Consider the following 21,406-nt stretch of genomic DNA (forward strand, 5'->3'; position numbering starts at 1 on the left):
AGCAACTTCCCGGCGTCTCACCTGTGTTGTCACCGCATCGGACCGCCCGCAAACGGCGTATCAGGCAAACAGCCCGGGTATCACCGATATCGGGCAGTGGAATCATTCCATCTGCCGTGCGGGTGCGAGGAGTTCGGGGATGATGCACTGGTTCGAGGGGCCACTGGCCGCTTTTGACACGGAGACAACAGGCGTGGACGTCGAGCAGGACCGGATCGTTTCGGCCGCTCTCGTCGCGCAGGACACCGCGGGCGGTCGCGTCCGCGTCACCCGCTGGCTGGTCAATCCGGGCGTGCCGGTTCCGCCCGGGGCGACCGAGATCCACGGCCTGACCGACGATCACCTTCAGCGCAACGGGCGTTGGCCCGCCCCGGTGATGGACGAGATAGCCCGTTCACTGGCGGAGAGCTGCGCGACGGGCCGGCCGCTGGTCGTGATGAACGCTCCCTTCGACCTGACGCTGCTGGACCGGGAGCTGAGGCGGCACCGGGCATCGTCGCTGGCCGGTTATCTGGACGGCGTGCCGATGCGGGTGGTGGACCCGCGGGTGCTGGACAAGCATCTGGACCGCTACCGCAAGGGCCGCCGTACGCTCACGGATCTGTGCGCGCGTTACGAGGTGGTGCTCGACGGGGCCCATGAAGCGGCGGCCGACGCGACCGCCTCGCTGGAGCTGGTGCGGGCGGTGTGCCGGCGCTTCTCGGCCCGGCTGGAGCGGCTGTCGCCGTCCGAGCTGCACACCCTTCAGGTGACCTGGCACGCGGCCCAGGCGCGCGGTCTGGAGGCGTGGTTCGCGAAGAGCGGGACGCCGGAGTCCGTGGATCCGGCGTGGCCGCTGCGCCCGGGACTGCCCGCGGCGGCGTGAGGGTCCAAGGGGGTGGGACATGCGAAAGCCGGTCCGCGTGATGCTGGCGGACCGGCTTTCCCCGGTGGGCGATACTGGGTTCGAACCAGTGACCTCTTCGGTGTGAACGAAGCGCTCTCCCACTGAGCTAATCGCCCGGGAACGGGTTGAACCATACAGGGCTTCGCGGGCTTCGTTCAAACTCCTTCCGCCGGCGCTCTACTCAGGGCGTCGTGGCCGACAAGTGAGTATCCGAGCGCATGTACGGGCCGCGTGGCCGGGGCCACACTCCCGTACATGGAACATGTGCCCCCGCCCGCCGAGGAACTGGCCCGCCTCGACCGAGAACTGGCCGAGCTGGACGCCCGCAGGGCCCAGCTGCTGACCCGGCGTGCCTGGCTGCTCGCCGCGCTGCGGCCGCCCACGCCCACGGCCGCGCCGGGCTGGAACCCGTCGGGCTGGGGCGCGCCTCCCGGCGCCCCCGCGCAGCCGTGGGGCTATGTCCCGAAGCAGCCGTCCGCCCCGCGCAGCGCGCAGAACGTCCTGCTGACGCTGGGCGGACTGCTGCTGACGGTCGCGGCCGTCGCGTTCACGCTGGTGAGCTGGGGCTCGATGGGGATCGGCGGCCGGTCGGCCGTGCTGGCCGCCATGACCCTGGGGGCGCTGATCACCCCGGCGGTGCTGCTGCGGCGGAAGCTGGCCGCCACCGCCGAGGCGCTGGCGGCCCTGGCCCTGGTGCTGACGCTGCTGGACGTCTACGCGGTTCACGCGGTCGCCGCGCCCGATGCGGACGGGCTCGGCTTCACGGCCGTCGCCTCGGCGGTGCTCGCGGCGCTGTGGACGGCGTACGGGCTGGCGCTGGGCAAGCTGCGCCTGCCGTTGCCGGCCGCCGTGGTGCTGGCCCAGTGGCCGCTGCTGTTCTGGGCGTGGGCCGCGGGCGCACCGGCGCTGGTGGTCGGGTGGGCGCTGCTGGCGACGGCGGTGCTGGACGGAGTGATCGCACTGTGGGGCAAGGGCGCCGGGGTGCGGGTCACGGCGTGCGTCGGTGGATCGGTGATGGGCTTCTCGGCCCTGATGGTGGGCCTGGCCCTGTCCATGACGGCCTCCGGGCCGCTCGGGGCGGTGGCTCCGGGCGCGCTGCTGCTGGCGGCGTCGGCGGCGGCCCTGGCCGGGGCGTGGCGCGCGCCGAAGGGTTTCGCACGGGCGGGCGGCGTGGTGGCCGGCCTCACGGCGGTGGCCGGGGTGGGCGGCGTGGCGGTGGCGGCGGTGCCGGACGGCTGGCTGGTGCTCGCGTATCTGCTGTGCGGCCTCGCCCTGACCGGGGTGGTACGGACGGGGCTGCCGAGGGACGCGGCACGCGGGGTGCTGGTGGCGTCGGGCGCGGTGGTGGCCGGGGCCCTGGTGTGGGCGCTGCCGCCGCTCGCGTCGGTGCTGCTGGGCCCGGTGACCCTGCTGTCGGATGTGTGGGCGGGGTCGCCGGAGGGCTTCCGGTCCGCGCTGGGGGCGACGCTGTCGTGGTCGGAGCAGGCCGCGGACCCGGTGGTGCTCGCCCTGGTGGCCGGGCTGCTGGGGTCGGCGTACCGGTGGTGGCCGTCGCTGGTGCGGATCACCGCGCCGGTGGCCGCACGGGCGGAGACGCCCGAGCCGGACGCGGCGGCGGGTACGCCGGGCACGGCCTGGACGGCGCCGCCCGGTGCCGGGGCGCCCTGGTACACCACCGGTGGGGCCGGTGCCCGCAGGCGGCCTTCCGGGGCAGCCGTGCGCGGGGCCGCCGGTGCGGGGGCGGTGGCTCTCGGCTGGGGTGCGCTGCTGCTGGCCGGGGCCGTGCTGGACGTGCCCTACGCGGTCGCGGTGGCCGGGGAGACGGCCCTGGTGGGCGGTCTGCTCGCGGCGGCGGTCCGGGGTGCCGGGAGCGGCCGGGGCGCGTCGGCGGCGGTGCCGGTGACCGCGCTGGTGGCGGCGGTGTCCGGGGCGGTGAGCGCCGGGGCGTTGTCGCTGGCGTCCGAGGGGACCTCCTACGCGGTGTTCGGCGCGCTGGCGGTGCTGTTCGCCGGGGCGGCGGTCCGGGCGGGGGCCGAGGTGCCGCGCGCGGTGTTCGCGGTCGCCGCGGTGGTCTGGGCCACCGTGCTCACGGGGTTCGCGGGCCGGTCCCTGGGCCTCGCCCCGCACGAGGCCGCGCCGCTGCTGCTCGTGGTGCCCGCGCTGACCGTGTTGCTCGGGGCACGGCTGCGGCGGAACCCGGTGGCGTTGCCGGTGGAGCTGACGGGCGCACTGGGTGCGCTGGTGGCCGTGGGGCTCGCGGTGCCCGACGCGCCGTTCCTGGCCCTGGTGCTGGCGTTGTGCGGGGTGCTGGCGGCGGGCTCGGCGGTGCGGCCGGAGCGGCGGCCGGTGGCGGGCTACCTGGCGGCGGTGCTGTTCGTGCTGGCCACCTGGGTGCGGCTGGCGGCCTCGGAGGTGTCGTTCCCGGAGGCGTACACGCTGCCGGTGACCGTGCCCGCGCTGGTGGTCGGGGTGCTGCGGCGGCGCGGGGACCGGGAGGCGTCCTCGTGGACGGCGTACGGGCCGGGCCTCGCGGCGACGCTGCTGCCGAGCCTGGCGGTCGCCTGGACCGACACGGACTGGCTCCGGCCGCTGCTGCTGGGGGTGGCGGCGCTGGCCGTCACGCTGCTGGGCGCGCGCTACCGCCTCCAGGCGCTGCTGCTGCTCGGCGGGGCGGTGCTGGCGCTGGACGGGCTGCACGAGCTGGCGCCGTACGTGGTGCAGGTGGCGGGGGCGCTCCCCCGGTGGCTGCCGCCGGCCCTGGCCGGGCTGCTGTTGCTGGTGGTGGGAGCGACGTACGAGCAGCGGCTGCGCGACGCCCGGCGGCTGAAGGACGCGCTGGGGCGGATGCGGTGAGCCGCGCCGGTCCGGGGGCCCGCCGTTCGCGGCGGCTCCCGGGCCGGAGGGAAACCGCGCCTCCCGGGCCGGGAAACGGGTCGGGGAGGCGGGCCGGGCAACGCAGAGGGCCCGGGAGACGGATTCCGTCTCCCGGGCCCTCTGTCCGGGTGGGCGATACTGGGTTCGAACCAGTGACCTCTTCGGTGTGAACGAAGCGCTCTCCCACTGAGCTAATCGCCCCGGGCGCACCGCAAACATTACCCCATGTCAGCGGTGCTCCTGGACCGTCCCCGGACTACTCGCTGATCTTCCACGGCATGGCGAGCCCGAACTTCCAGACGTAGATCCCGACCAGCACCGCCATGATCACGAGCCCCACGGTGGTGAGGATGATGTTGCGCCGCCGGACCTTGGGATCGAGGGCCCGCTGCGCGGCCTCGGTGACCTTGCGCTTGGTCCAGCGCAGCACCAGCTGGGCCCAGACGAACTCGGTCGCCCAGATCGCCATGCCGCCGAAGATCACCAGCCAGCCGGGGCCGGGCAGCACCAGCATGAGCACGCCCGCGATCACGACGCCGAGGCCGACGATGAAGACGCCGACCTGCCAGCTCAGGTGCAGCGGTTTCGATGCCTTGATGAACCCCGGCGCCCGCGAGCCCAGCTCGCGTTCCGCCCGGTCCGATTCCCCCGTGGCGGATGCCGGGGCCGCCTGCTCGGCGACCTCGCTCCGCTCGTCACTCTCCGCGTTCATGAGGCTCAACTTACCCGACCTGTCTTCGTCACCGGAATGGGTGCATGACTCAAAGTTACACGCCGCCGGGCGGGGGGCTCGAAGCATCACAAATAGGTCAGAGGGGTTTACAACGCCACCGTAGGTGGCATGTCGATTTCGCCGACGTGCGAATCCCCGAGCGCACACTGAGCGAAAGGCCCTGGCGCTTATGAACACCACGGTCAGCTGCGAGCTGCACCTGCGCCTCGTTGTGTCGAGCGAGTCCTCACTGCCTGTACCCGCGGGCCTGCGGTATGACACGGCCGATCCCTATGCCGTGCACGCCACCTTCCACACCGGAGCGGAGGAGACGGTCGAATGGGTATTCGCCCGTGACCTCCTTGCCGAGGGGCTGCACCGGCCCACCGGCACCGGAGACGTCCGCGTCTGGCCATCTCGTAGTCACGGTCAAGGCGTCGTATGCATCGCCCTGAGTTCCCCGGAGGGAGAAGCCCTGCTCGAAGCTCCGGCGCGGGCCCTGGAGTCGTTCCTGAAGAGGACCGACGCCGCGGTTCCGCCCGGCACCGAGCATCGTCACTTCGATCTCGACACGGAGCTCTCCCACATCCTGGCCGAGAGCTGAGCCAGGCAGAGAGCCGCTCGACGCCGTCCGACTCGGGGCGACGACGTCGTGCTGACAACCGCATAGGGCAGACACCGGCGCCGTCGTCGCGGCATCCACCGTGACGACGGCGCCGGTGCGCTCACCCCTGGGCGCCGCCCTCCTCCCGGGAGCCGGAGGGGTTGCTTCCCCTCCCCGGCGGGTCCGCACCGGGGCCTGGCACCGGCGGGCCGAGCCAGTAGAGTCAGCCGCCATCGGCAGGCGCCCGCCCGCCGGGAGGCCAGGGAGCGAAGCGTGCTGATCCCCCACGACACCCGGATCGCCCTCGACACGGTGGTCGATCTGGTGAACACCGCACCGGAGAGCGAGCCGCCGCGGGACGACCCCGCGGACGGGCTCATGGGCGGCTCGAAGGACGGTCTCGCCGATATCGCCGCGCTGTACGCCTTCGCGGAACGGCATCTCATCAGCGGGGTCGGCACACTCGGCGAGAAGGACCTGACCGCCGTGCGCGACGTACGGGCCCGGTTCGCCGAGGTCTTCGCGGCGCCCGACCCCCGCACCGCCGCCGACCTGGTCAACCGGCTCGTCGCGGCGGCTGGGACCACCCCGCAGCTCACCGACCACGACGGCTACGACTGGCACGTGCACTACTTCGCCCCGGACGCCTCGGTCGCCGACCATCTCGCGGCCGACTGCGGCATGGCGCTGGCCTTCATCCTCGTGGCGGGCGAGCAGGAGCGGCTGCGGCGCTGCGAGGCCCCGGGCTGCGGGCACGCGTTCGTCGACCTGTCGCGCAACCGCTCCCGCCGCTACTGCTCCAGCCGTACGTGCGGAAACCGGCTCCACGTCGCGGCGTACCGGGCCCGGCGCAAGGAAGCCGCAGGCTGACGCCCGCGCCGCCCCGCACGGGGGCGCGCGGCGTCACAGCACGAAGAGATCATGCAGGGCGGCCATCAGCAGCAGGCCCCCGATCACCGCCAGGAAGATCATCAGGGGCGGCTGGGAGAGCGCGAAGAGACAGCCGCGGGGCTCTTCGGCGGGGGGTGCGGGGGTATCGCCCCGGGAAGTGTCCACCATCTCGGAGTGATCATGACGCACCCGCGGCCGGGTTGGCGATCAACCGATGCCATTCCCCCGGGAGTTCACCGTCCCGTGGCCATCAGTAATCGCTCCGGCGTACGAGTCGCCGTCAGGCATTCGGACCGGCGGCCCGAGCGCCGGGGGCGGCCGTCTCAGATGCCGTGCTTCTTGAGGATCGCCTCGATGTCGCTGAAGTCCTCGCCGGGCGCGGCGGCCTCCTGCTTCTTCTTCGGCTTCGGCTTCGGCTGGGACTGGGGCTGGGGCTTCGCGGCCGCCGAAGCCGGTCCGGCCGCATCGCCGGCGCCGAGCGAGGGGGCGGAGGCGGCCGGGGCGACCGCCTCGTTCCGCCCGGCAGCCCGCGCGGCCTTGCGTTCCGCGCGGGTGGTGCCGCTGCGGCGCTCGATGGCGCGGGTGGTCATGAACAGCAGCCAGGACAGGCCCAGCACCCCGAAGCCGAGCCAGACGCTCGGACTGAAGGCGATCCCGGCGACCCACTCGACGACCCCGGTCAGCACGAGCCCGACCGGGACGAGGGAGTAGGCGGCGATCCGCGTCGCCGCGAGGAACCGCTTGCGGTACGCGGTCACCGCGGCGATGCCCAGGCCGGCCGCCGACACCGCGGAACAGATGGTCTCGGCAAGCATCAGGGCCTCCAGGCGCAGGGGGTACGTCCCTTCCATCCTGCACCGGCGACCGCCCCCGGGGCCACGGCGGCGGTCCACCTCAGGGACATTTCAGGGCCCGGCTCCTCCCCAGGGGGTGTCCCGGTCCCGATGGGGAGGAGCCTGCCCGGCCTGAAAGAATGGCCGCATGAGCGAATCCACCCCCGCGGCACCTCTCGTCCTCGACCTCTGGTGCGATCTCGAATGTCCCGACTGCCACCGAGCCCTCGACGATGTGCACGCCCTGCGCGCCCGGTACGGGGACCGCGTCGAGATCCGGCTGCGGCACTTCCCGCTGGAGAAGCACAAGCACGCCTACGCCGCGGCCCAGGCCGCCGAGGAGGCGACGGACCAGGGCAAGGGCTGGCCGTACATCGAGGCCCTGCTGTCCCGCACCGCCGGCCTCGGCCGCACGGGTGAGCCGCTGCTCCTGGACGTGGCACGCGAACTGGGCCTGGACGCCGAGGAGTTCGACACGGCGCTGATCGACGGCCGGCATCTGCTGATCGTCGACGCCGACCAGGCGGAGGGCAAGGCGATCGGCGTCACCGGCACGCCCACCTATGTGATCGGCGACGAGCGGCTGGACGGCGGCAAGAGCCAGGACGGGCTGCGCGAGCGGATCGAGGAGATCGTCGACCGGACCCTGGCCGCGCGCGACCGGTAGCCCCGAAGCGGCCGGGAAGCCGCTACAACGCCTTGGCCAGGTTGTACCGCGTCGTCGTGTAGCCGAGGGACTCGTACAACCGCAGGGCCGGGGTGTTGGAGGCGAAGACGTGCAGGCCGAGCCGGTCCGTGCCCCAGGCGCGGGTGACGTCCTCGGCGAGCAGCATCAGGGCCCGGCCGTGGCCCCGGCCCCGGTGTTCCTCGCGCACCTCGACGTCGAAGACATACCCGGCCGGGCCGCCCGGCGGCAGTTCCCGCCGGGCCACCCACACATGGCCGACCACCTCGCCCGCGTGCACCAGCACCTCGAAGCGCACCCCCTCGGTCGCCGGTCCGTCCGGCAGGAGGGTGGCGTGGTCGGTCTCGGACTTGCGCCGGGCCTGCTCGGGCGGCACTCCGCGGTCGGCCCAGTCCTGCGCGTACGACCGCACCGCGTCCTGCCGCCAGGCGGCGAACTCCTCCTCGCGCATCGCGCGCGAGGTGCGGCCATCGGGGAGCGGTACGGGGTCCGGGGCGAGGTTCTTGATCATGTTGCGGCTGCGTTCGGTGTAGCCGAGGGCGGCCGCGAGGCGCCGGGCGGGGTCGTTGTCGGCGGGGACCTCCACCCGTACCCGGGTGCAGCCCCATCCCCGCAGCACCTCCTCGGCGGCGAGCACGGCGATGGTGCCCCGGCCGCGTCGGCGCCGGTCCTCGTCGACGCCGAGGGAGCTCAGCACCCCGGCGGTCGCACCGAAGGCGTCGTCGGTGCTGATCGCGACGGTGCCGACGGGCCGCCCGTTGTCGCACACGTCGTAGTGGCGGGCCCGCGCCCCGTCGGCGCCTTGCTGAAGCGGCCCGGACGGCCGGAGTGTCGTGGTCATCAAGGGTTTGTATCCCCTGCGCGACGCCCCGTCACGCGCTTTTCGGCGCCGTCGGGCCCGTTACGGGTCGAGGTCGTCGGCGGCGCGCTCGGCGAAGATCCGCATGGCCTTCGCCGTCACCGGTCCCGGCTCCGGTGCCAGCTCGCGGTCGTCGACCCGGTGCACCGCCTGGATGTCGCGGAGGGTCGAGGTCAGGAACACCTCGTCGGCCTCGGCGAGGACGTCCATCGGGAGGTCGGTCTCCTCGGCCCCGGTCCACTCCACGGCCAGCGCGCGGGTGATCCCGGCGAGAGCGCCGGAGGCCGGCGGCGGAGTGTGGATACGGCCGTCCAGGACGACGAACACATTGGAGCCGGTGCCTTCGCAGAGGCGGCCGGCGGTGTTGGGGAACAGCGCCTCGGACGCGCCCCGCTCCCGCGCCCGTGCCAGGGCGACGACGTTCTCGGCGTACGAGGTGGTCTTCAGGCCGGTGAGCGCGCCGCGTTCGTTGCGCGTCCAGGGGACGGTGATGACCGCCGTGCTGTCCGGGCGGCGGCGCACCCCGTCGAGGGCGACGACGAGGCTCGGCCCGGCGGTGCCCCGGTCCGAGCCGAGCGGGGACAGCCCGCCGGTGTAAGTGATCCGCAGGCGTCCCAGGGCGACGGGGTTGGCGTCGATGACCGCGGCGGCGGCGCGACGGACCTCGTCGTGGTCCGGGTCGGGCAGGCCCAGGCCCCGGGCGGACCGGGTGAGGCGGTCGAGGTGCCGGGTCAGGGCGAAGGGGCGCCCCTCGCTCGTACGCACCGTCTCGAAGACGCCGTCGCCCACGGTCAGCCCGTGGTCGAGCACCGACAGCCGGGCGTCGTCTGCGCTGCGCAGTCCGCCGTTGACCCAGATCCTCATATCGCGGTCCTTCCTGTCTCCGGATACGCACCCGACGCTACAGCGAGCAGCCGGGAGGCCTTGAGCTCGGTCTCGTCCCATTCGCGCTCCGGGTCGGATCCCCAGGTGATCCCGGCGCCGGTGCCGAACCGCAGCAGCGGCGCGGGGCCGGTCCGGTCGATCCAGAACGTCCGTATGCCCACCGCGAGCGAGGCGGTGCCCCGGTCGGCGTCGACCCAGCCGATCGCACCGCAGTACGGCCCGCGCGGGGCCCTCTCCAGCTCGGCGATGATCCGCAGCGCGCTGGACTTCGGCGCGCCGGTGACCGAACCGGGCGGGAAGGCGGCCGAGAACAGCTCGGGCCAGCCCGCTCCGTCGGCCAGCCGGCCCCGGACGGTGGAGACGAGGTGGACGAGGCCCGGGTGCTTCTCCACCACGCAGAGATCGGGCACGCTCACGCTCCCGGTGGCGCAGACCCGGCCCAGGTCGTTGCGGACCAGGTCCACGATCATCACGTTCTCGGCGTGGTCCTTCGCCAGCAGATCGTTCTCGGTCCGGCCGGTGCCCTTGATCGGCCCGGACTCCACGATCCGCCCGTCGCGCCGCAGGAAGAGTTCCGGGGAGGCGGTGGCGACCTCCACGCCATGGCCGGGCAACCGGATCGTTCCCGCGTACGGGGCCGGGTTGCCGCGGGCGAGCAGGGAGGTCAGGGCGTCGACGTCGGCCCCTGACCCGCCGCCGGGGAGCGGCGCGGACAGCACCCGGCAGAGGTTGGCCTGGTAGACGTCGCCCGCCGCGATGTGTTCACGAATCCGCCGTACGCCCGCCGTGTAGGCGTCACGGTCCAGCGAGGAGGCCCAGTCCCCGGTGGCGGGCCCACGCCAGGCTCCGGGTACGGGAGGGGGCACCGCCTCCTTGCGTACGTCGGAGAAGCGGGCGCAGACGATGCGGCCTTCGAAATCGGCGCATACCGCCCAGAAACCGGACGAGTCAAGGGCTGCGGGATCGTGGGTCACATCCTGCAGACCGGAGGCGATGAGGCCGTCGAAGCGGGCCAAGGGGGCGAGATCGGACACGCGAATGAGTCTAGGACGGTGTGCGGTGACCTGCGTCGGGGCGAGGTCACCGCAGCACGCTGCACAAACGCGTTTTTGTACTGGCCCAGGAATCCGCTAGAGTTCAACACGTCGCCGGGACGCGCAAGCGGGCCGGGAAAGACAAGCGGACGTAGCTCAGTTGGTAGAGCGCAACCTTGCCAAGGTTGAGGTCGCCAGTTCGAACCTGGTCGTCCGCTCGCAGAAGGTGGGGGATTCTTCCCGAGCCCCCATCCCTGGTGGAGTGGCCGAGAGGCGAGGCAACGGCCTGCAAAGCCGTCTACACGGGTTCAAATCCCGTCTCCACCTCCAAGGACGATTAGCTCAGCGGGAGAGCGCTTCCCTGACACGGAAGAGGTCACTGGTTCAATCCCAGTATCGTCCACTGGTCCGTAAGGATCATCGGTCCGCAAGGATCCCCGCGCGATTAGCTCAGCGGGAGAGCGCTTCCCTGACACGGAAGAGGTCACTGGTTCAATCCCAGTATCGCGCACGCAGTACACGCAGGGTCATCCCGCGCGATTAGCTCAGCGGGAGAGCGCTTCCCTGACACGGAAGAGGTCACTGGTTCAATCCCAGTATCGCGCACCATCGAGAACCCCCGGTCGTCTCCACGGCCGGGGGTTCTTTCGTCGTGCGGGCCGCCCCCTTCGTGGTCCGGCGGCGCGGGGCCGGCCGGACCACGAAGGAACGCTCAGGACGAGAACAGCATCCGACCGAAGCCCTTCTGACGGTGGTGGCCGTAGTGCCCACCGTGCCCGCCGTGCTGCGGCGCGCCCCAGGCGGGGGCGTGGGCGGCGGGAGCGGCCGGGTATGCCTGCGGGGCGGGAGCGGCCGGGTAGCCCCCGGGGGCGGGGGGCGCGGGCGGAGCCTGCTGGGACCACTGGGACTCCAGGCGGGTCAGCGACTCCAGCTCGCCGTAGTCGAGGAATATCCCCCGGCAGCCGTTGCACTGCTCGATCTGGACGCCGTTGCGGTTGTAGGTGTTCATCTGCGCGTGACACTTCGGACACTGCATCATCGGCTCGGCTCCTCGCCCTCGTTGTGCCGTCGCCGCAAGGTCTGCCCGGCCACGGTCCGTTCACCCTACGACGCCTGGCCGACCGCCGACTCGGGCGGCAGCGTAGCGATTCGGGCACAGGATTCGATCATCAGCTGTTCGAGCTCGTCCGGATCCCGCTTCTCCGCGGCGCACTTGGCCAGGGCGAGGGCCGCCGTCTGCACCGTCAGCGCGCGGGCCGGGACGTCCAGTTCGGTCCAGGGGTCCCCGGCGGCGGGCACCGCGGGCCCCTCGGCGGACCGGTAGGCGTCCAGGAAGGCGGACCAGTCCTCGGGAGCCAGGAGCCCGGCCGCGTACCAGGCTGCGGGCCGGGCGAGGTCCCACGCCGGATCGCCCGTCCCCGCGTCGTCCACGTCGATGAGCAGCCAGGGCCCGTCCGGCGCGGGATGGCGGACGAGCTGGCCCAGGTGCAGGTCCCCGTGGCACAGGAAGCCGGCCCTCCGTGCGGGCGCCGGGGCCTCGCCCCTGGCCCAGGCGGGCAGGGCGTGCCAGCCGGCCAGCACGGGCAGGACGGCCGGGTCGCCGGGAAGGGCGGCGCGCATCCGGGCGACGGCCCGCGCCGCCTTGGCCGGTCCCCGCGTCGGCGGGAGCCGGAACGGGGGCTCGGTCCGGTGGAGGCGGGCGAGCAGTACGGCGGCCTCGGCCCAGGGAGCCGCCTCGGGGTCGGTGGGGTCGACGGGCGCGCCGAACGGCCAGAGCGTGACGGGGCGGGCGGCGGCGGGCGGGGGCTGCTCGCAGGGCTCTGGCCGCTGGGGGGCGTCCGAGGGCTCCGGTCGCTCGGGAGCGGCCAGCGGCGGGAGCAGGATCCCGGTGAGCTGCGGGGCGGCTGCCAGGGCGGTACGGGCCGCCAGTGCCGCACGGTCGGTGTCGGCGGCGTGCGCCTTCGCCACGATCGCGCCGCTGCGGACCACCGTGCCGTCGGGCCGGTCCGCGAGGACCTGCGGCGGCTCGCACACGCAACGCGTCCTGGTGGGGTGGGAGAGGCGGTGTGCGAGGGCGCCCAGGTCATGGACGACTGAGGTCTCGGTGGTGGTCAACGGCTCCCCCGGGCGGCGGTCGGCCCGGCCGTGGCACCGGTCCCACCGGGAGCGTAACGCGCGAGCCGGTCCGGCCGGCGCCGGTGCTGTGCGCCGACCCGCACGGGAAACGCATGGGGCCGGACCGGGGAAACGCACAGGCCCGGACGGGAAAGGCGTGGCCCGACCGGGGATGCGCATGGGCCCGCACGGGAAGCGCATGGGCCCGGACAGCGCGATGCCCGGTCAGCTCCCCAGCTGACCGGACAAACGCTGCCGTCCGCCGCACCCCCGTCCCCACGGGGCTGTTGGCCGGATGCCGCGGGTCCGGACCGCTCTTCCGGACCCCGGGCGCCGCTCAGCGCCCCAGCATCACCGCCACGGACGACGCATGGGTGACCACCGCGTCCCAGCCGCCGAAGACGACCGCGAGCAGGGCCGCCAGGGGAAGGACCATCACCGTCGCCACCAAGGGGTGGCGCGTGCCGGACGAACGGCCGCCGAACGCGGCGTACGCCTTGCGTCCCTGCATACGGACCATCGTCCGCGTCGCCGTGTCCGACATGGTTCCTCTCCTGACCTGATGTGGGGCGGCGGGCGTGTGACCTCGGGGGACGAGTGCTGCGCCCGCCGCTTGATCTCAACATTAGGTAAGCGGCGAGCACAGGGCGTCATGCCCGCGTACCGAATCCCGGGCCTCCCGGAGGATGAGCCGTCGTCGATCGGCGTACTCCCCTGGGTGGAGACGGACCATCGGAGGTTGGGGTCATCCCCGAGGGGGCGTCGGGGGCCGGTCCGGTACGTGCCTCGGGTACGTGCCCGGTGCGTGCGCCGGTACGTGCCCCTCGGCCTCACGAGGGCGCCCGGTGGGTGACTTCACTCACGCCCACCGCCCCCGCCGGGCGGCCGCCCCGGTGCCGGGGGGCCGCCCGGGACACCGTCACCCCGTGGGCCGGGACGGTGGTCACGCCCCGCGCGACGACCGCGTCCCGGCGTTCCCGCACCGATCCAATGCCCCTTGCCCGGTGGCCCGTTGAGCGGTCCGGCCGGCCGATGGGCCCGGATCCGCCGCGCCCTGCCCCCTCTTCACCTCCCCCGTACGGCACGGACAATCGAATCCCCGGCGAGGGCGCGGCCTCTGAGCACGCCGGGCGCGGGGTACGTAAGCTGTGCCTCGTCAGGCGGACCAGGCAGCGGGGATGGGCAGACGATGGCGATGATGCGGCTCCGGCGCGAGGACCCGCGTCTCGTCGGCTCGTTCCGGCTGCACCGGCGGCTCGGCGCGGGCGGCATGGGCGTCGTCTACCTCGGCTCCGACCGGCGTGGCCAGCGGGTCGCGCTCAAGGTGATCCGGCCCGACCTGGCGGAGGATCAGGAGTTCCGTTCGCGGTTCGCGCGCGAGGTGTCGGCGGCCCGGCGGATCCGGGGCGGCTGCACGGCCCGGCTGGTCGCCGCCGATCTGGAGGCGGACCGTCCGTGGTTCGCGACGCAGTACGTGCCCGGCCCCTCCCTGCACGACAAGGTCGCCGAGGAGGGCCCCCTGGCCGCCGCCGAGGTCGCCTCGATCGGGGCGGCGCTCTCCGAGGGGCTGGTGGCGGTGCACGAGGCGGGGGTGGTCCACCGCGACCTGAAGCCGTCGAACATCCTCCTCTCCCCCAAGGGCCCCCGCATCATCGACTTCGGCATCGCCTGGGCGACCGGGGCGAGCACGCTCACCCATGTCGGTACGGCGGTGGGGTCGCCCGGGTTCCTCGCGCCCGAGCAGGTCCGGGGCGCGGCGGTGACGCCCGCGACGGACGTCTTCTCGCTCGGCGCGACGCTGGCGTACGCGGCGATGGCCGACTCCCCCTTCGGACACGGCAGTTCCGAGGTGATGCTGTACCGCGTCGTGCACGAGGAGCCGCAGCTCCACGAGGTGCACGACGCGCTGGCCCCCCTGGTGCGCGCCTGTCTGGCGAAGGACCCGGAGGAGCGGCCCAGCACGCTGCAACTGTCCATGCGGCTCAAGGAGATCGCGGCGCGCGAGGCGCAGGGGCTGCACGAGAGCCGGCCGCCCGTGCAGCGCTCCGTCCAGGACGCCGACCGGCCGACCGGGCGGATGGCCGATCCGTACGCCGAGCAGCACACCCGCCGTTCGGAGGGTCCGTCGGCCTCCCGTCCCCAGCCGGGCAGGCGCGGCGCGCCCGCGCGTCCGGCGCCGCCGCGCACCGGGGGCTCGCGCCCGCAGCAGGCGGCGCGCCATACGACGCGTTCGGGTGGGAAGCGGCAGGGGGCCCCGGCCGGGACGAACGGCCGGCCCGGGACCCGCTCCGGGGGCCGGACGACCTCGGCGGGGCGGCGTCCGGCCAATCCGCGGCTGCTGCGCCAGCGGTTGGTGGTGTTCGTCGTGGTGACGCTGCTGGTGGCGCTGGGCATCGCGGCGGCGCAGGGCTGCCAGGGGCCGGCGCGGGGGATGGGCGGGAAAACCGGGACCGGGGCCTGGACCGATCAGTCGAATCGGGTGCCGCAGGCGCAAGCACAGGCCGCGCGAGTACAGGCCGTGCGGGGGCCGACGCCTTCGTCCTGACGTCGCGCCCGGCAGGGGTTGTGCGTGCTCAGCTCTCCGGGCGTCCGGTGGCCACCGCGTAGAACGCTACGGCGGCCGCCGCGCCCACGTTCAGCGAGTCGACGCCGTGCGCCATCGGGATGCGGACCCACTCGTCGGCCGCCATCAGGGCCTTCGTGGTCAGCCCTTCACCCTCGGCCCCGAGCATCAGCGCCACCCGCTCCAGTCGGTGCGGGGCCGCCTCGTCGATGCTGGTGGCCTTGGCGTCGGGGGTCAGCGCGAGGAGCCGGAAGCCGGCCTCCCGTACCGTCTCCAGCCCCTTGGGCCAGGCTTCGAGGCGGGCGTAGGGAACGGAGAACACCGCGCCCATGGAGACCTTGACGGAGCGCCGGTAGAGCGGGTCGGCGCAGTCCGGGGAGAGCAGGACGGCGTCCATGCCGAGGGCGGCGGCGCTGCGGAAGATCGCACCGATGTTGGTGTGGTCGTTGACCGACTCCATGACGACCACCCGGCGTGCGGTGGTGAGCAGTTCGTCGGAGGTGGGTAGCGGCTTGCGCTGCATGGAGGCGAGCGCACCCCGGTGGACGTGGTAGCCGGTGACGCGCTCGGCGAGATCCGGGGCGACGGCGTACACGGGGGCCGGGACCTCGTCGATGACGTCCCGCATGACGTCGACCCACTTGGCCGAGAGCAGCATGGACCGCATCTCGTACCCGGTCTGCCGGGCGCGTCGGATCACCTTCTCGCCCTCGGCGATGAAGAGGCCTTCGGCGGGCTCGCGCCGTCGCCGCAGCTCGACGTCGGTCAGTCCGATGTAGTCGCTCAGGCGCGGGTCGTCGGGATCGTCGACGGTGATGATGTCTGCCACAGGGTGATACTGCCTTGTCCGGTGTGTGGTGCCAACGCCTGGGATCGAGATACGTAACCGCGGGTTACTTCACCGCTGGTCACCCGGCCGGTCCTGGCCGGACTTCGGTGCGGAGTCCGGGCCGACCGCGACGACCTCGCCGATGACGATCACGGCGGGCGGGCGCACGTCCTCGGCGACCGCGCGTTCGCCGACGTCCGCGAGGGTCGCGTCGACCCGGCGCTGGGCGGCGGTGGTGCCCTCCTGGACGAGGGCGACCGGGGTGGCCGGGTCCTTGCCGTGGGCGATCAGGGCGGCGGCGATGGCGCCGATCTTGTCGACGGCCATCAGCAGGACGAGGGTGCCGCGCAGCCGGGCGATAGCCTCCCAGTCGACCAGCGAGCGCGGGTCCTCTGGGGCGACATGGCCGCTGACCACGGTGAACTCGTGGGCGACGCCTCGGTGGGTGACCGGGATTCCGGCCGCTCCGGGGACGGAGATGGTGCTGGAGATCCCGGGGACGACCGTGCAGGGGATGCCCTCGGCGGCCAGCGCCTGGGCCTCTTCCATGCCGCGGCCGAAGACGAACGGGTCGCCGCCCTTGAGCCGGACCACGGCCTTGCCCGCCTTGGCGTGCTCGATCAGCGCCTGGTTGATCGCCTCCTGGGCCATGAACCGCCCGTACGGGATCTTCGCGGCGTCGATCACCTCGACGTGCGGCGGGAGTTCGTCGAGCAGGTCGCGGGGGCCGAGGCGGTCGGCGATGACGACGTCGGCCTCGGCGAGGAGGCGGCGGCCGCGCACCGTGATCAGGTCCGGGTCGCCGGGGCCGCCGCCGACGAGCGCGACGCCGGGGGCGCGGGTGCGGTGGTGCGGGGCGGCGAGGGTGCCGTCGCGCAGACCTTCGACGATGGCGTCGCGGATGGCGGCGGAGTGCCGGGGGTCGCGGCCCTGGGAGGTGGTGGTGAGGACGGCGACGGTCACGTTCTCGCTGCGGCCGGTGGCCGGGGTCCAGGCGGTCGCGGCCTCGGCGTCGTCGGCCCGGACGCACCAGGTCCGGGTGCGCTCGGCCTCGGCGGACGCGGCGTCGTTGGCCGTGGTGTCGGAGGAGGCGATCAGGGCGTACCAGGTGTCGGCGAGGTCGCCGTCCTGGTAACGGCGGCGCTCCCAGCGGATCTCCCCGGCGTCCGCCATGGCCTCGACGGAGGGCGTCGCGGACGGGGAGACGAGCGTGATGACGGCCCCGGTGGCGATGAGCTGCGGCAGCCTGCGCTGCGCGACCTGTCCGCCGCCGACGACGACGACGCGGCGGCCGTGCAGGCGCAGTCCGACGGGGTACGCGGGGTGGTCGGCGTGGTCTGCGTGCTCGGCCATGGCGGTACGGGCTCCTCGTGCGGGTGCTGCGTTGCGTGCCGCTGCGGCTGTGGAGCGGCTGTGACGTGCGGAAAGCGGGGTTCCCGGGTGGGGAACACGATACGGGGTGGGGGCGGGTGGGGCCCTGGACCGGGGTGGGGGTGCCTGCGGCGGGCCTCTCTCCTGCCCGCCCCTTCCCGAAACCGGGGCTCCGCCCCCGGACCCCGCTCCTCGGACACCGGAGTGGCTGGAATGCCGTGGCCGGAGGCCGGAGGCCGGAGAGGCTGGGCGGGGGCTACTTCTCCGTCACACCCGCCGAGTCGAACGTCGCCACCTCGTGCATCGCGCGCGCCGCGCTCTGCACGATCGGGAGCGCCAGCAGCGCGCCGGTGCCCTCGCCCAGGCGGAGGTCGAGGTCGACCAGCGGGCGCAGGCCCAGCTTGTTGAGCGCGGCCACGTGGCCGGGCTCCGCGCTGCGGTGGCCGGCGATGCAGGCGGCCAGTGCCTCGGGGGCGATGGCGCGGGCGACCAGGGCCGCCGCGCCCGCGCTCACGCCGTCCAGGATCACCGGCGTACGCAGGGAGGCGCCGCCGAGGAGGAAGCCGGCCATCGCCGCGTGTTCCAGGCCGCCGACCGCCGCGAGCACGCCGATCGGGTCGGCCGGGTCCGGCCGGTGCAGGTCGAGGGCGCGGCGGACGACGTCGACCTTGCGGGCGTGCATCTCGTCGTTGATGCCGGTTCCCCGGCCGGTCACCTCGGAGGGATCGATCCCGGTGTACACGCAGATCAGCGCGGCCGACGCGGTGGTGTTGGCGATGCCCATCTCGCCGCTGAGCAGGGCCTTGTTGCCCGCCGCCACCAGATCGCGGGCGGTCTCGATGCCGACCTCGATCGCGGCGAGGACCTCTTCGCGGCTGAGCGCGGGGCCCGTGGTGAAGTCCGCCGTTCCGGACCGCACCTTGCGGGGCAGCAGGCCGGGGGTCGCGGGCAGGTCCGTGGCCACGCCGACGTCCACGACGCAGACCTCCGCACCGACCTGCGCCGCGAACGCGTTGCAGACGGCTCCGCCGCCCAGGAAGTTCGCCACCATCTGGGCGGTGACCTCCTGCGGCCAGGCGGTGACGCCCTGGGCGTGCACCCCGTGGTCACCGGCGAAGATCGCTACCGCCGCGGGCTCCGGGATCGGCGGCGGGCACATCCGGGAGAGCCCGGACAGCTGGGCGGAGATGATCTCCAGCATGCCGAGCGCGCCGGCGGGCTTCGTCATCCGCTTCTGGCGTTCCCACGCCTCGCCGAGCGCCTTCGCGTCCAGCGGGCGGATCGCGGAGATCGTCTCCTGGAGCAGGTCGTGCGGCTCGGCACCGGGCAGCGCGCGCCGGCCGTACGTCTCCTCGTGGACGACCCAGGACAGCGGGCGGCGCTTGGACCAGCCCGCCTGCATGAGCTCGGGCTCCTCGGGGAACTCGTCGACGTAACCGACGCAGAGGTAGGCCACCACTTCGAGGTGCTCGGGCAGGCCCAGCGCCCGCACCATCTCCCGCTCGTCGAAGAAGCTGACCCAGCCTACGCCGAGGCCCTCGGCGCGGGCCGCGAGCCACAGGTTCTCGACGGCGAGCGCCGAGGAGTACGGCGCCATCTGCGGCTGGGTGTGCCGGCCGAGGGTGTGGCGGCCGCCGCGGGTGGGGTCGGCGGTCACGACGATGTTGACCGGGGTGTCGAGGATCGCCTCGATCTTCAGTTCCTTGAACTGCTTCGCCCGGCCCTTGGGCAGCGACTTGGCGTAGGCGTCGCGCTGGCTCTGGGCCAGTTCGTGCATGGAGCGACGCGTCTCCGCCGAGCGGATGACGACGAAGTCCCACGGCTGCGAGTGGCCGACGCTCGGCGCGGTGTGCGCCGCCTCCAGCACCCGGAGCAGGACGTCGTGCGGAATCGGGTCGCTGCGGAAGCCGTTGCGGATGTCCCGGCGCTCGCGCATGACCCGGAGCACCGCTTCCCGTTCGGCGTCGTCGTAGCCGGGGGCGGGCGGGGTGAACGCCTCGACGGGCTCCTCGGGCTGCTGTGCCGGCCCGTCCTGCTGCGGTGCATCGGTGCTCTGCGGCGCCTCGATCGGCTGCGGTGCCTCGGTGTCCTGTGGTGCCTCGGCCTGCGTCTGCGGGGCGGCGGCCTGTGGCTGCGGTGCCTCGGCCTGTGGCTGCTGGTTGGCGGCCTGTGGCTGCTGGTCGGACTCCAGCGGGTCCGGAAGCTCCGGCGTCTCGATGACCTCGGGGCCGGTGCCGTCCTCGGCGTCGGGCGCGACCACGTGGGCTGCTTCTGCTGCTTCTGCTTCCTCTACCGGTTCTGCCACTTCCGCCGCCGTTGCCGCTGCGGGCTCGGGGGCCGGGGCCGGGGCGGCTTCCTGCTCCGTTACGGGGAGCTGCTGGGCCGTCGGCTCCGGCGCGTCCGCTCCCTCCGGTCCCCTTGCTTCCGCCGCCACGGGCTCAGCGGACTCGGCGGGCTCCTCGGCGGCGGGCTCGGGATGTACGGGCTCCGCCGCGACCGGCTCCGGAGCCGCGACGGCTGCCGGGTTCCCGGTCACCGCTGCGGCCGGGACCGGCTCGGGGGCCGGCTCGACAGGCTGCTCCTGCTCGGGCTGCACCACCGGCTCGGCGACGGGCGGGACCTGTGCCGGGTCCTGGGGTTCGGGGGCAGCGGCTCGCACCGCGACGGCCTGCGCCTCGGGCTCCGGAGCCACCGCCACACCGTGCTGCACCGCCACCGCCACCTCCACCGGCGCATCGGGGGCGGCCGCCACCTCATCGGCCGGGGGCTGAACAGGTGCCTCCGCCGGGATCTCCGGCTGGGCGGCACCGGGCTCCGGTACGACGGCCGGGGCGGCGGGAGACACCTCCACGGCTGCCGGTCCGGGAACGACCGTTTCTGCCGGGACGGCCTGCTGGGCGGGCTCAGCCTGCTGCGCGGGCGCGGGCTGCTGGGCGGGCGCGGGCTCGGCCTCGGGCTGCGCGACAGCAGCGGACCTCACCGGCTGATTCGGGTGCTCCGGCTGATCCGGCTGGTTCGGGTGCTCAGGCTGGTCGACCGCGACCGCCGGGGCCACCGCGACCGCCGGGGCGGACGCCGCAACCGGCCCGGCCGGCTCACCCTGCGGAACCACCTGCTCGGCCTCGGCTCCGGCCACCGCAGGCTCCTCAACCAGCGACTCGGCCACCGCAGGCTCCGCCACCGCTTGTTCGCCCACCGGCTGCTCGGTCACCGGCTGCTCCGCCACCGGCTGCCCGGCCTCGACAGCCTGCTCCGGCTGCTGAGCCGCCTCGGCGGCCACCGCCACCGGCTCCGCGACGAACTGCTCCGGCGGCTGCGCCCCCCACGGGGCGCCGGCCTGCGGCGGGATCTCGCCCAGCTGCGGGCCCGGCAGGGTCGAGAGGCCATCGGACGGAGCGTCGAAGTACTCGGGGCCCGTCGTCGGGCCCGCGTGGCGTGCGGGGGCGGCGGTCCGGGTGGCTCCGGCGGGGCCGCGGTCGGCCAGCGAGCGCACGACGCCCCCCTGCGTACCGCCGTACGTCGGGGCCTCGGCGGAGGCGGGGCCCCGGTGCAGGGGGCGGCGGGCGGGGGCGGCCGCCGCGTGCGCGCCGACCGGTGCGGGCGCGGGGACGCGTACGCCGTTGAGGTCCACGGAGCCGGAGTCGCGGCCACCGGACTCGTGGGTGCCGTGCGGCTCCGCCGGGGCGGGGGCGGCCTGGCCCTGCTGCGCGAGAACCTGCGGCTGGGGCTGCTGCCCGCCGGGCTCGGGCGCGAGGGGCCGCGCCGCAGCGGCCGGCTGGCCCTGCGCGGGGGCCGGGGCCGCCTGCGGGTCGCTCCAGGCGCCCTGGGAGGTCGGCATCAGCAGAAGGTCGTCGTCCTCGGGGGTGTGCTCGGAGGGGTCGAGGAAGGTGTGCGCGTCCGGGGCGGGGATGCCCGGCTGCTCCACCATGCCTGCGTTCTCCGGCAGTCCCTCGCCCGGGATCTGGCCGGTGTCAGTCATGCGTACCCCTCGCCCATCGTCAGTGCTCCTTCGGCCCTTCGCCCGGGACGCCGAACCACGGCACGCCGGTGCTCGTCATCAAGAACGAGCGGGCTCGCCGTGCGGCACGAGACGCCCGCGGAGCTTCCTATTCTCGCGGCCGTTCGCCGCCGCGACAGGCAGTTCTGCCACGGCTCACTGTGGACTGCGCCACGTTGCGCGTCCCCCGGGTTGTGCCGTACCACAGTGCGGACCAAAACAGTCCACTTTTCCGGACATTGACGAACGAAGCGACGAACGTCCGGGC

General features: G+C 74.0%; 18 protein-coding genes and 7 tRNA genes. 11 read left to right on the top strand and 14 right to left on the bottom strand.

Features of this window, described 5'->3' with window-relative positions; translation table 11 throughout:
• Positions 1 to 139 precede the first annotated feature (139 nt).
• Positions 140 to 865, top strand: a complete 726-nt coding sequence (locus ACGF2Y_RS09400; RefSeq protein ID WP_392944535.1) for a 3'-5' exonuclease — start codon at positions 140 to 142, stop codon at positions 863 to 865.
• 65 nt (positions 866 to 930) lie between these two features.
• On the opposite strand, the gene ACGF2Y_RS09405 is transcribed toward ACGF2Y_RS09400, so the two are convergent.
• Positions 931 to 1,002 (bottom strand) — tRNA-Val (locus tag ACGF2Y_RS09405).
• A gap of 139 nt (positions 1,003 to 1,141) precedes the next feature.
• Here ACGF2Y_RS09405 and ACGF2Y_RS09410 point away from each other — a divergent pair.
• Positions 1,142 to 3,739 (top strand): SCO7613 C-terminal domain-containing membrane protein, encoded by a 2,598-nt coding sequence (locus ACGF2Y_RS09410; RefSeq protein WP_392944537.1) that lies wholly within the window; start codon positions 1,142 to 1,144, stop codon positions 3,737 to 3,739.
• A 150-nt stretch (positions 3,740 to 3,889) separates the two neighbouring features.
• On the opposite strand, the gene ACGF2Y_RS09415 is transcribed toward ACGF2Y_RS09410, so the two are convergent.
• Together ACGF2Y_RS09415 and ACGF2Y_RS09420 are read right to left on the bottom strand one after the other, a co-directional pair.
• Positions 3,890 to 3,961 (bottom strand) — tRNA-Val (locus tag ACGF2Y_RS09415).
• A 55-nt stretch (positions 3,962 to 4,016) separates the two neighbouring features.
• The gene (locus ACGF2Y_RS09420) at positions 4,017 to 4,472 is read right to left on the bottom strand and encodes a TIGR02611 family protein (RefSeq protein WP_392944539.1); all 456 of its coding nucleotides are present in this window, start codon (positions 4,470 to 4,472) and stop codon (positions 4,017 to 4,019) included.
• A gap of 190 nt (positions 4,473 to 4,662) precedes the next feature.
• Here ACGF2Y_RS09420 and ACGF2Y_RS09425 point away from each other — a divergent pair, with 190 nt between their 5' ends.
• On the top strand, positions 4,663 to 5,076 hold the full coding sequence (locus ACGF2Y_RS09425; RefSeq protein ID WP_003959770.1) for an SsgA family sporulation/cell division regulator: 414 nt from the start codon (positions 4,663 to 4,665) through the stop codon (positions 5,074 to 5,076).
• Between the two features lie 273 nt (positions 5,077 to 5,349).
• Positions 5,350 to 5,946, top strand: a complete 597-nt coding sequence (locus ACGF2Y_RS09430) for a CGNR zinc finger domain-containing protein (protein ID WP_392944540.1) — start codon at positions 5,350 to 5,352, stop codon at positions 5,944 to 5,946.
• A gap of 33 nt (positions 5,947 to 5,979) precedes the next feature.
• Here ACGF2Y_RS09430 and ACGF2Y_RS09435 read toward each other — a convergent pair whose 3' ends face one another.
• Both ACGF2Y_RS09435 and ACGF2Y_RS09440 read right to left on the bottom strand, forming a co-directional pair.
• Positions 5,980 to 6,135 (bottom strand): hypothetical protein, encoded by a 156-nt coding sequence (locus ACGF2Y_RS09435; RefSeq protein ID WP_392944542.1) that lies wholly within the window; start codon positions 6,133 to 6,135, stop codon positions 5,980 to 5,982.
• Between the two features lie 155 nt (positions 6,136 to 6,290).
• The gene (locus tag ACGF2Y_RS09440) at positions 6,291 to 6,782 is read right to left on the bottom strand and encodes a hypothetical protein (protein ID WP_392944544.1); all 492 of its coding nucleotides are present in this window, start codon (positions 6,780 to 6,782) and stop codon (positions 6,291 to 6,293) included.
• A gap of 166 nt (positions 6,783 to 6,948) precedes the next feature.
• On the opposite strand from ACGF2Y_RS09440, the gene ACGF2Y_RS09445 reads away from it, so the two are divergent.
• Entirely contained in the window at positions 6,949 to 7,467 is a 519-nt protein-coding gene (locus tag ACGF2Y_RS09445) for a DsbA family protein (RefSeq protein ID WP_392944546.1), read from the top strand.
• 22 nt (positions 7,468 to 7,489) lie between these two features.
• On the opposite strand, the gene ACGF2Y_RS09450 is transcribed toward ACGF2Y_RS09445, so the two are convergent.
• From ACGF2Y_RS09450 to ACGF2Y_RS09460, 3 genes are read right to left on the bottom strand one after another with little or no spacing between them, the layout of a single operon-like run.
• Positions 7,490 to 8,326, bottom strand: a complete 837-nt coding sequence (locus tag ACGF2Y_RS09450) for a GNAT family N-acetyltransferase (protein WP_392944548.1) — start codon at positions 8,324 to 8,326, stop codon at positions 7,490 to 7,492.
• Positions 8,327 to 8,386: 60 nt separating this feature from the next.
• A complete protein-coding gene (locus ACGF2Y_RS09455; RefSeq protein ID WP_392944550.1) occupies positions 8,387 to 9,208 on the bottom strand; it encodes an aminotransferase class IV in 822 nt (273 codons plus the stop codon).
• A complete protein-coding gene (locus ACGF2Y_RS09460; RefSeq protein ID WP_392944552.1) occupies positions 9,205 to 10,263 on the bottom strand; it encodes a chorismate-binding protein in 1,059 nt (352 codons plus the stop codon). The genes ACGF2Y_RS09455 and ACGF2Y_RS09460 overlap by 4 nt, the downstream gene beginning before the upstream one ends.
• Positions 10,264 to 10,408: 145 nt before the next feature.
• On the opposite strand from ACGF2Y_RS09460, the gene ACGF2Y_RS09465 reads away from it, so the two are divergent.
• The 5 genes from ACGF2Y_RS09465 to ACGF2Y_RS09485 all read left to right on the top strand — a co-directional run bounded on the left by ACGF2Y_RS09465 (position 10,409) and on the right by ACGF2Y_RS09485 (position 10,872).
• Positions 10,409 to 10,481 (top strand) — tRNA-Gly (locus ACGF2Y_RS09465).
• A gap of 38 nt (positions 10,482 to 10,519) precedes the next feature.
• A tRNA-Cys gene (locus tag ACGF2Y_RS09470) sits at positions 10,520 to 10,593 on the top strand.
• A 1-nt stretch (position 10,594) separates the two neighbouring features.
• Positions 10,595 to 10,666: transfer RNA gene (locus ACGF2Y_RS09475), tRNA-Val, on the top strand.
• 36 nt (positions 10,667 to 10,702) lie between these two features.
• Positions 10,703 to 10,774, top strand: a tRNA-Val gene (locus ACGF2Y_RS09480).
• A 23-nt stretch (positions 10,775 to 10,797) separates the two neighbouring features.
• A tRNA-Val gene (locus ACGF2Y_RS09485) sits at positions 10,798 to 10,872 on the top strand.
• A 103-nt stretch (positions 10,873 to 10,975) separates the two neighbouring features.
• Here ACGF2Y_RS09485 and ACGF2Y_RS09490 read toward each other — a convergent pair.
• The 3 genes from ACGF2Y_RS09490 to ACGF2Y_RS09500 all read right to left on the bottom strand — a co-directional run bounded on the left by ACGF2Y_RS09490 (position 10,976) and on the right by ACGF2Y_RS09500 (position 12,922).
• Positions 10,976 to 11,302 (bottom strand): zf-TFIIB domain-containing protein, encoded by a 327-nt coding sequence (locus tag ACGF2Y_RS09490; protein WP_392944554.1) that lies wholly within the window; start codon positions 11,300 to 11,302, stop codon positions 10,976 to 10,978.
• 65 nt (positions 11,303 to 11,367) lie between these two features.
• Positions 11,368 to 12,378 carry a phosphotransferase family protein gene (locus ACGF2Y_RS09495; protein ID WP_392944556.1) on the bottom strand — a complete coding sequence of 337 codons (1,011 nt, stop codon included), beginning with the start codon at positions 12,376 to 12,378 and terminating at the stop codon, positions 11,368 to 11,370.
• A gap of 337 nt (positions 12,379 to 12,715) precedes the next feature.
• Positions 12,716 to 12,922: a hypothetical protein gene (locus ACGF2Y_RS09500; RefSeq protein WP_392944558.1), complete on the bottom strand. Its 207-nt coding sequence runs from the start codon at positions 12,920 to 12,922 to the stop codon at positions 12,716 to 12,718.
• A 645-nt stretch (positions 12,923 to 13,567) separates the two neighbouring features.
• Here ACGF2Y_RS09500 and ACGF2Y_RS09505 point away from each other — a divergent pair.
• Complete coding sequence (locus ACGF2Y_RS09505; protein ID WP_392944560.1) at positions 13,568 to 14,923, top strand: protein kinase; 1,356 nt, start codon at positions 13,568 to 13,570, stop codon at positions 14,921 to 14,923.
• 28 nt (positions 14,924 to 14,951) lie between these two features.
• Here ACGF2Y_RS09505 and ACGF2Y_RS09510 read toward each other — a convergent pair whose 3' ends face one another.
• The 3 genes from ACGF2Y_RS09510 to cobT all read right to left on the bottom strand — a co-directional run bounded on the left by ACGF2Y_RS09510 (position 14,952) and on the right by cobT (position 21,120).
• Entirely contained in the window at positions 14,952 to 15,770 is an 819-nt protein-coding gene (locus tag ACGF2Y_RS09510; RefSeq protein WP_392944562.1) for a TrmH family RNA methyltransferase, read from the bottom strand.
• A 69-nt stretch (positions 15,771 to 15,839) separates the two neighbouring features.
• The gene (gene cobA, locus ACGF2Y_RS09515; RefSeq protein WP_392944564.1) at positions 15,840 to 17,123 is read right to left on the bottom strand and encodes a uroporphyrinogen-III C-methyltransferase; all 1,284 of its coding nucleotides are present in this window, start codon (positions 17,121 to 17,123) and stop codon (positions 15,840 to 15,842) included.
• A gap of 274 nt (positions 17,124 to 17,397) precedes the next feature.
• Positions 17,398 to 21,120 carry a nicotinate-nucleotide--dimethylbenzimidazole phosphoribosyltransferase gene (gene cobT / locus ACGF2Y_RS09520; RefSeq protein ID WP_392944566.1) on the bottom strand — a complete coding sequence of 1,241 codons (3,723 nt, stop codon included), beginning with the start codon at positions 21,118 to 21,120 and terminating at the stop codon, positions 17,398 to 17,400.
• Positions 21,121 to 21,406 lie beyond the last annotated feature (286 nt).

It is taken from the genome of Streptomyces sp. NPDC048142 (assembly GCF_043202835.1).
Taxonomy (GTDB): Bacteria; Actinomycetota; Actinomycetes; order Streptomycetales; family Streptomycetaceae; genus Streptomyces.

Coding starts and splice junctions, on each gene's coding strand:
- ACGF2Y_RS09400 (WP_392944535.1), top strand. CDS start 140: ATGATGCACTGGTTCGAGGGGCCACTGGCCGCTTTTGACACGGAGACA.
- ACGF2Y_RS09410 (WP_392944537.1), top strand. CDS start 1,142: ATGGAACATGTGCCCCCGCCCGCCGAGGAACTGGCCCGCCTCGACCGA.
- ACGF2Y_RS09420 (WP_392944539.1), bottom strand. CDS start 4,472: ATGAACGCGGAGAGTGACGAGCGGAGCGAGGTCGCCGAGCAGGCGGCC.
- ACGF2Y_RS09425 (WP_003959770.1), top strand. CDS start 4,663: ATGAACACCACGGTCAGCTGCGAGCTGCACCTGCGCCTCGTTGTGTCG.
- ACGF2Y_RS09435 (WP_392944542.1), bottom strand. CDS start 6,135: ATGGTGGACACTTCCCGGGGCGATACCCCCGCACCCCCCGCCGAAGAG.
- ACGF2Y_RS09440 (WP_392944544.1), bottom strand. CDS start 6,782: ATGCTTGCCGAGACCATCTGTTCCGCGGTGTCGGCGGCCGGCCTGGGC.
- ACGF2Y_RS09445 (WP_392944546.1), top strand. CDS start 6,949: ATGAGCGAATCCACCCCCGCGGCACCTCTCGTCCTCGACCTCTGGTGC.
- ACGF2Y_RS09450 (WP_392944548.1), bottom strand. CDS start 8,326: ATGACCACGACACTCCGGCCGTCCGGGCCGCTTCAGCAAGGCGCCGAC.
- ACGF2Y_RS09455 (WP_392944550.1), bottom strand. CDS start 9,208: ATGAGGATCTGGGTCAACGGCGGACTGCGCAGCGCAGACGACGCCCGG.
- ACGF2Y_RS09490 (WP_392944554.1), bottom strand. CDS start 11,302: ATGATGCAGTGTCCGAAGTGTCACGCGCAGATGAACACCTACAACCGC.
- ACGF2Y_RS09500 (WP_392944558.1), bottom strand. CDS start 12,922: ATGTCGGACACGGCGACGCGGACGATGGTCCGTATGCAGGGACGCAAG.
- ACGF2Y_RS09505 (WP_392944560.1), top strand. CDS start 13,568: ATGGCGATGATGCGGCTCCGGCGCGAGGACCCGCGTCTCGTCGGCTCG.
- cobA (WP_392944564.1), bottom strand. CDS start 17,123: ATGGCCGAGCACGCAGACCACGCCGACCACCCCGCGTACCCCGTCGGA.
- cobT (WP_392944566.1), bottom strand. CDS start 21,120: ATGACTGACACCGGCCAGATCCCGGGCGAGGGACTGCCGGAGAACGCA.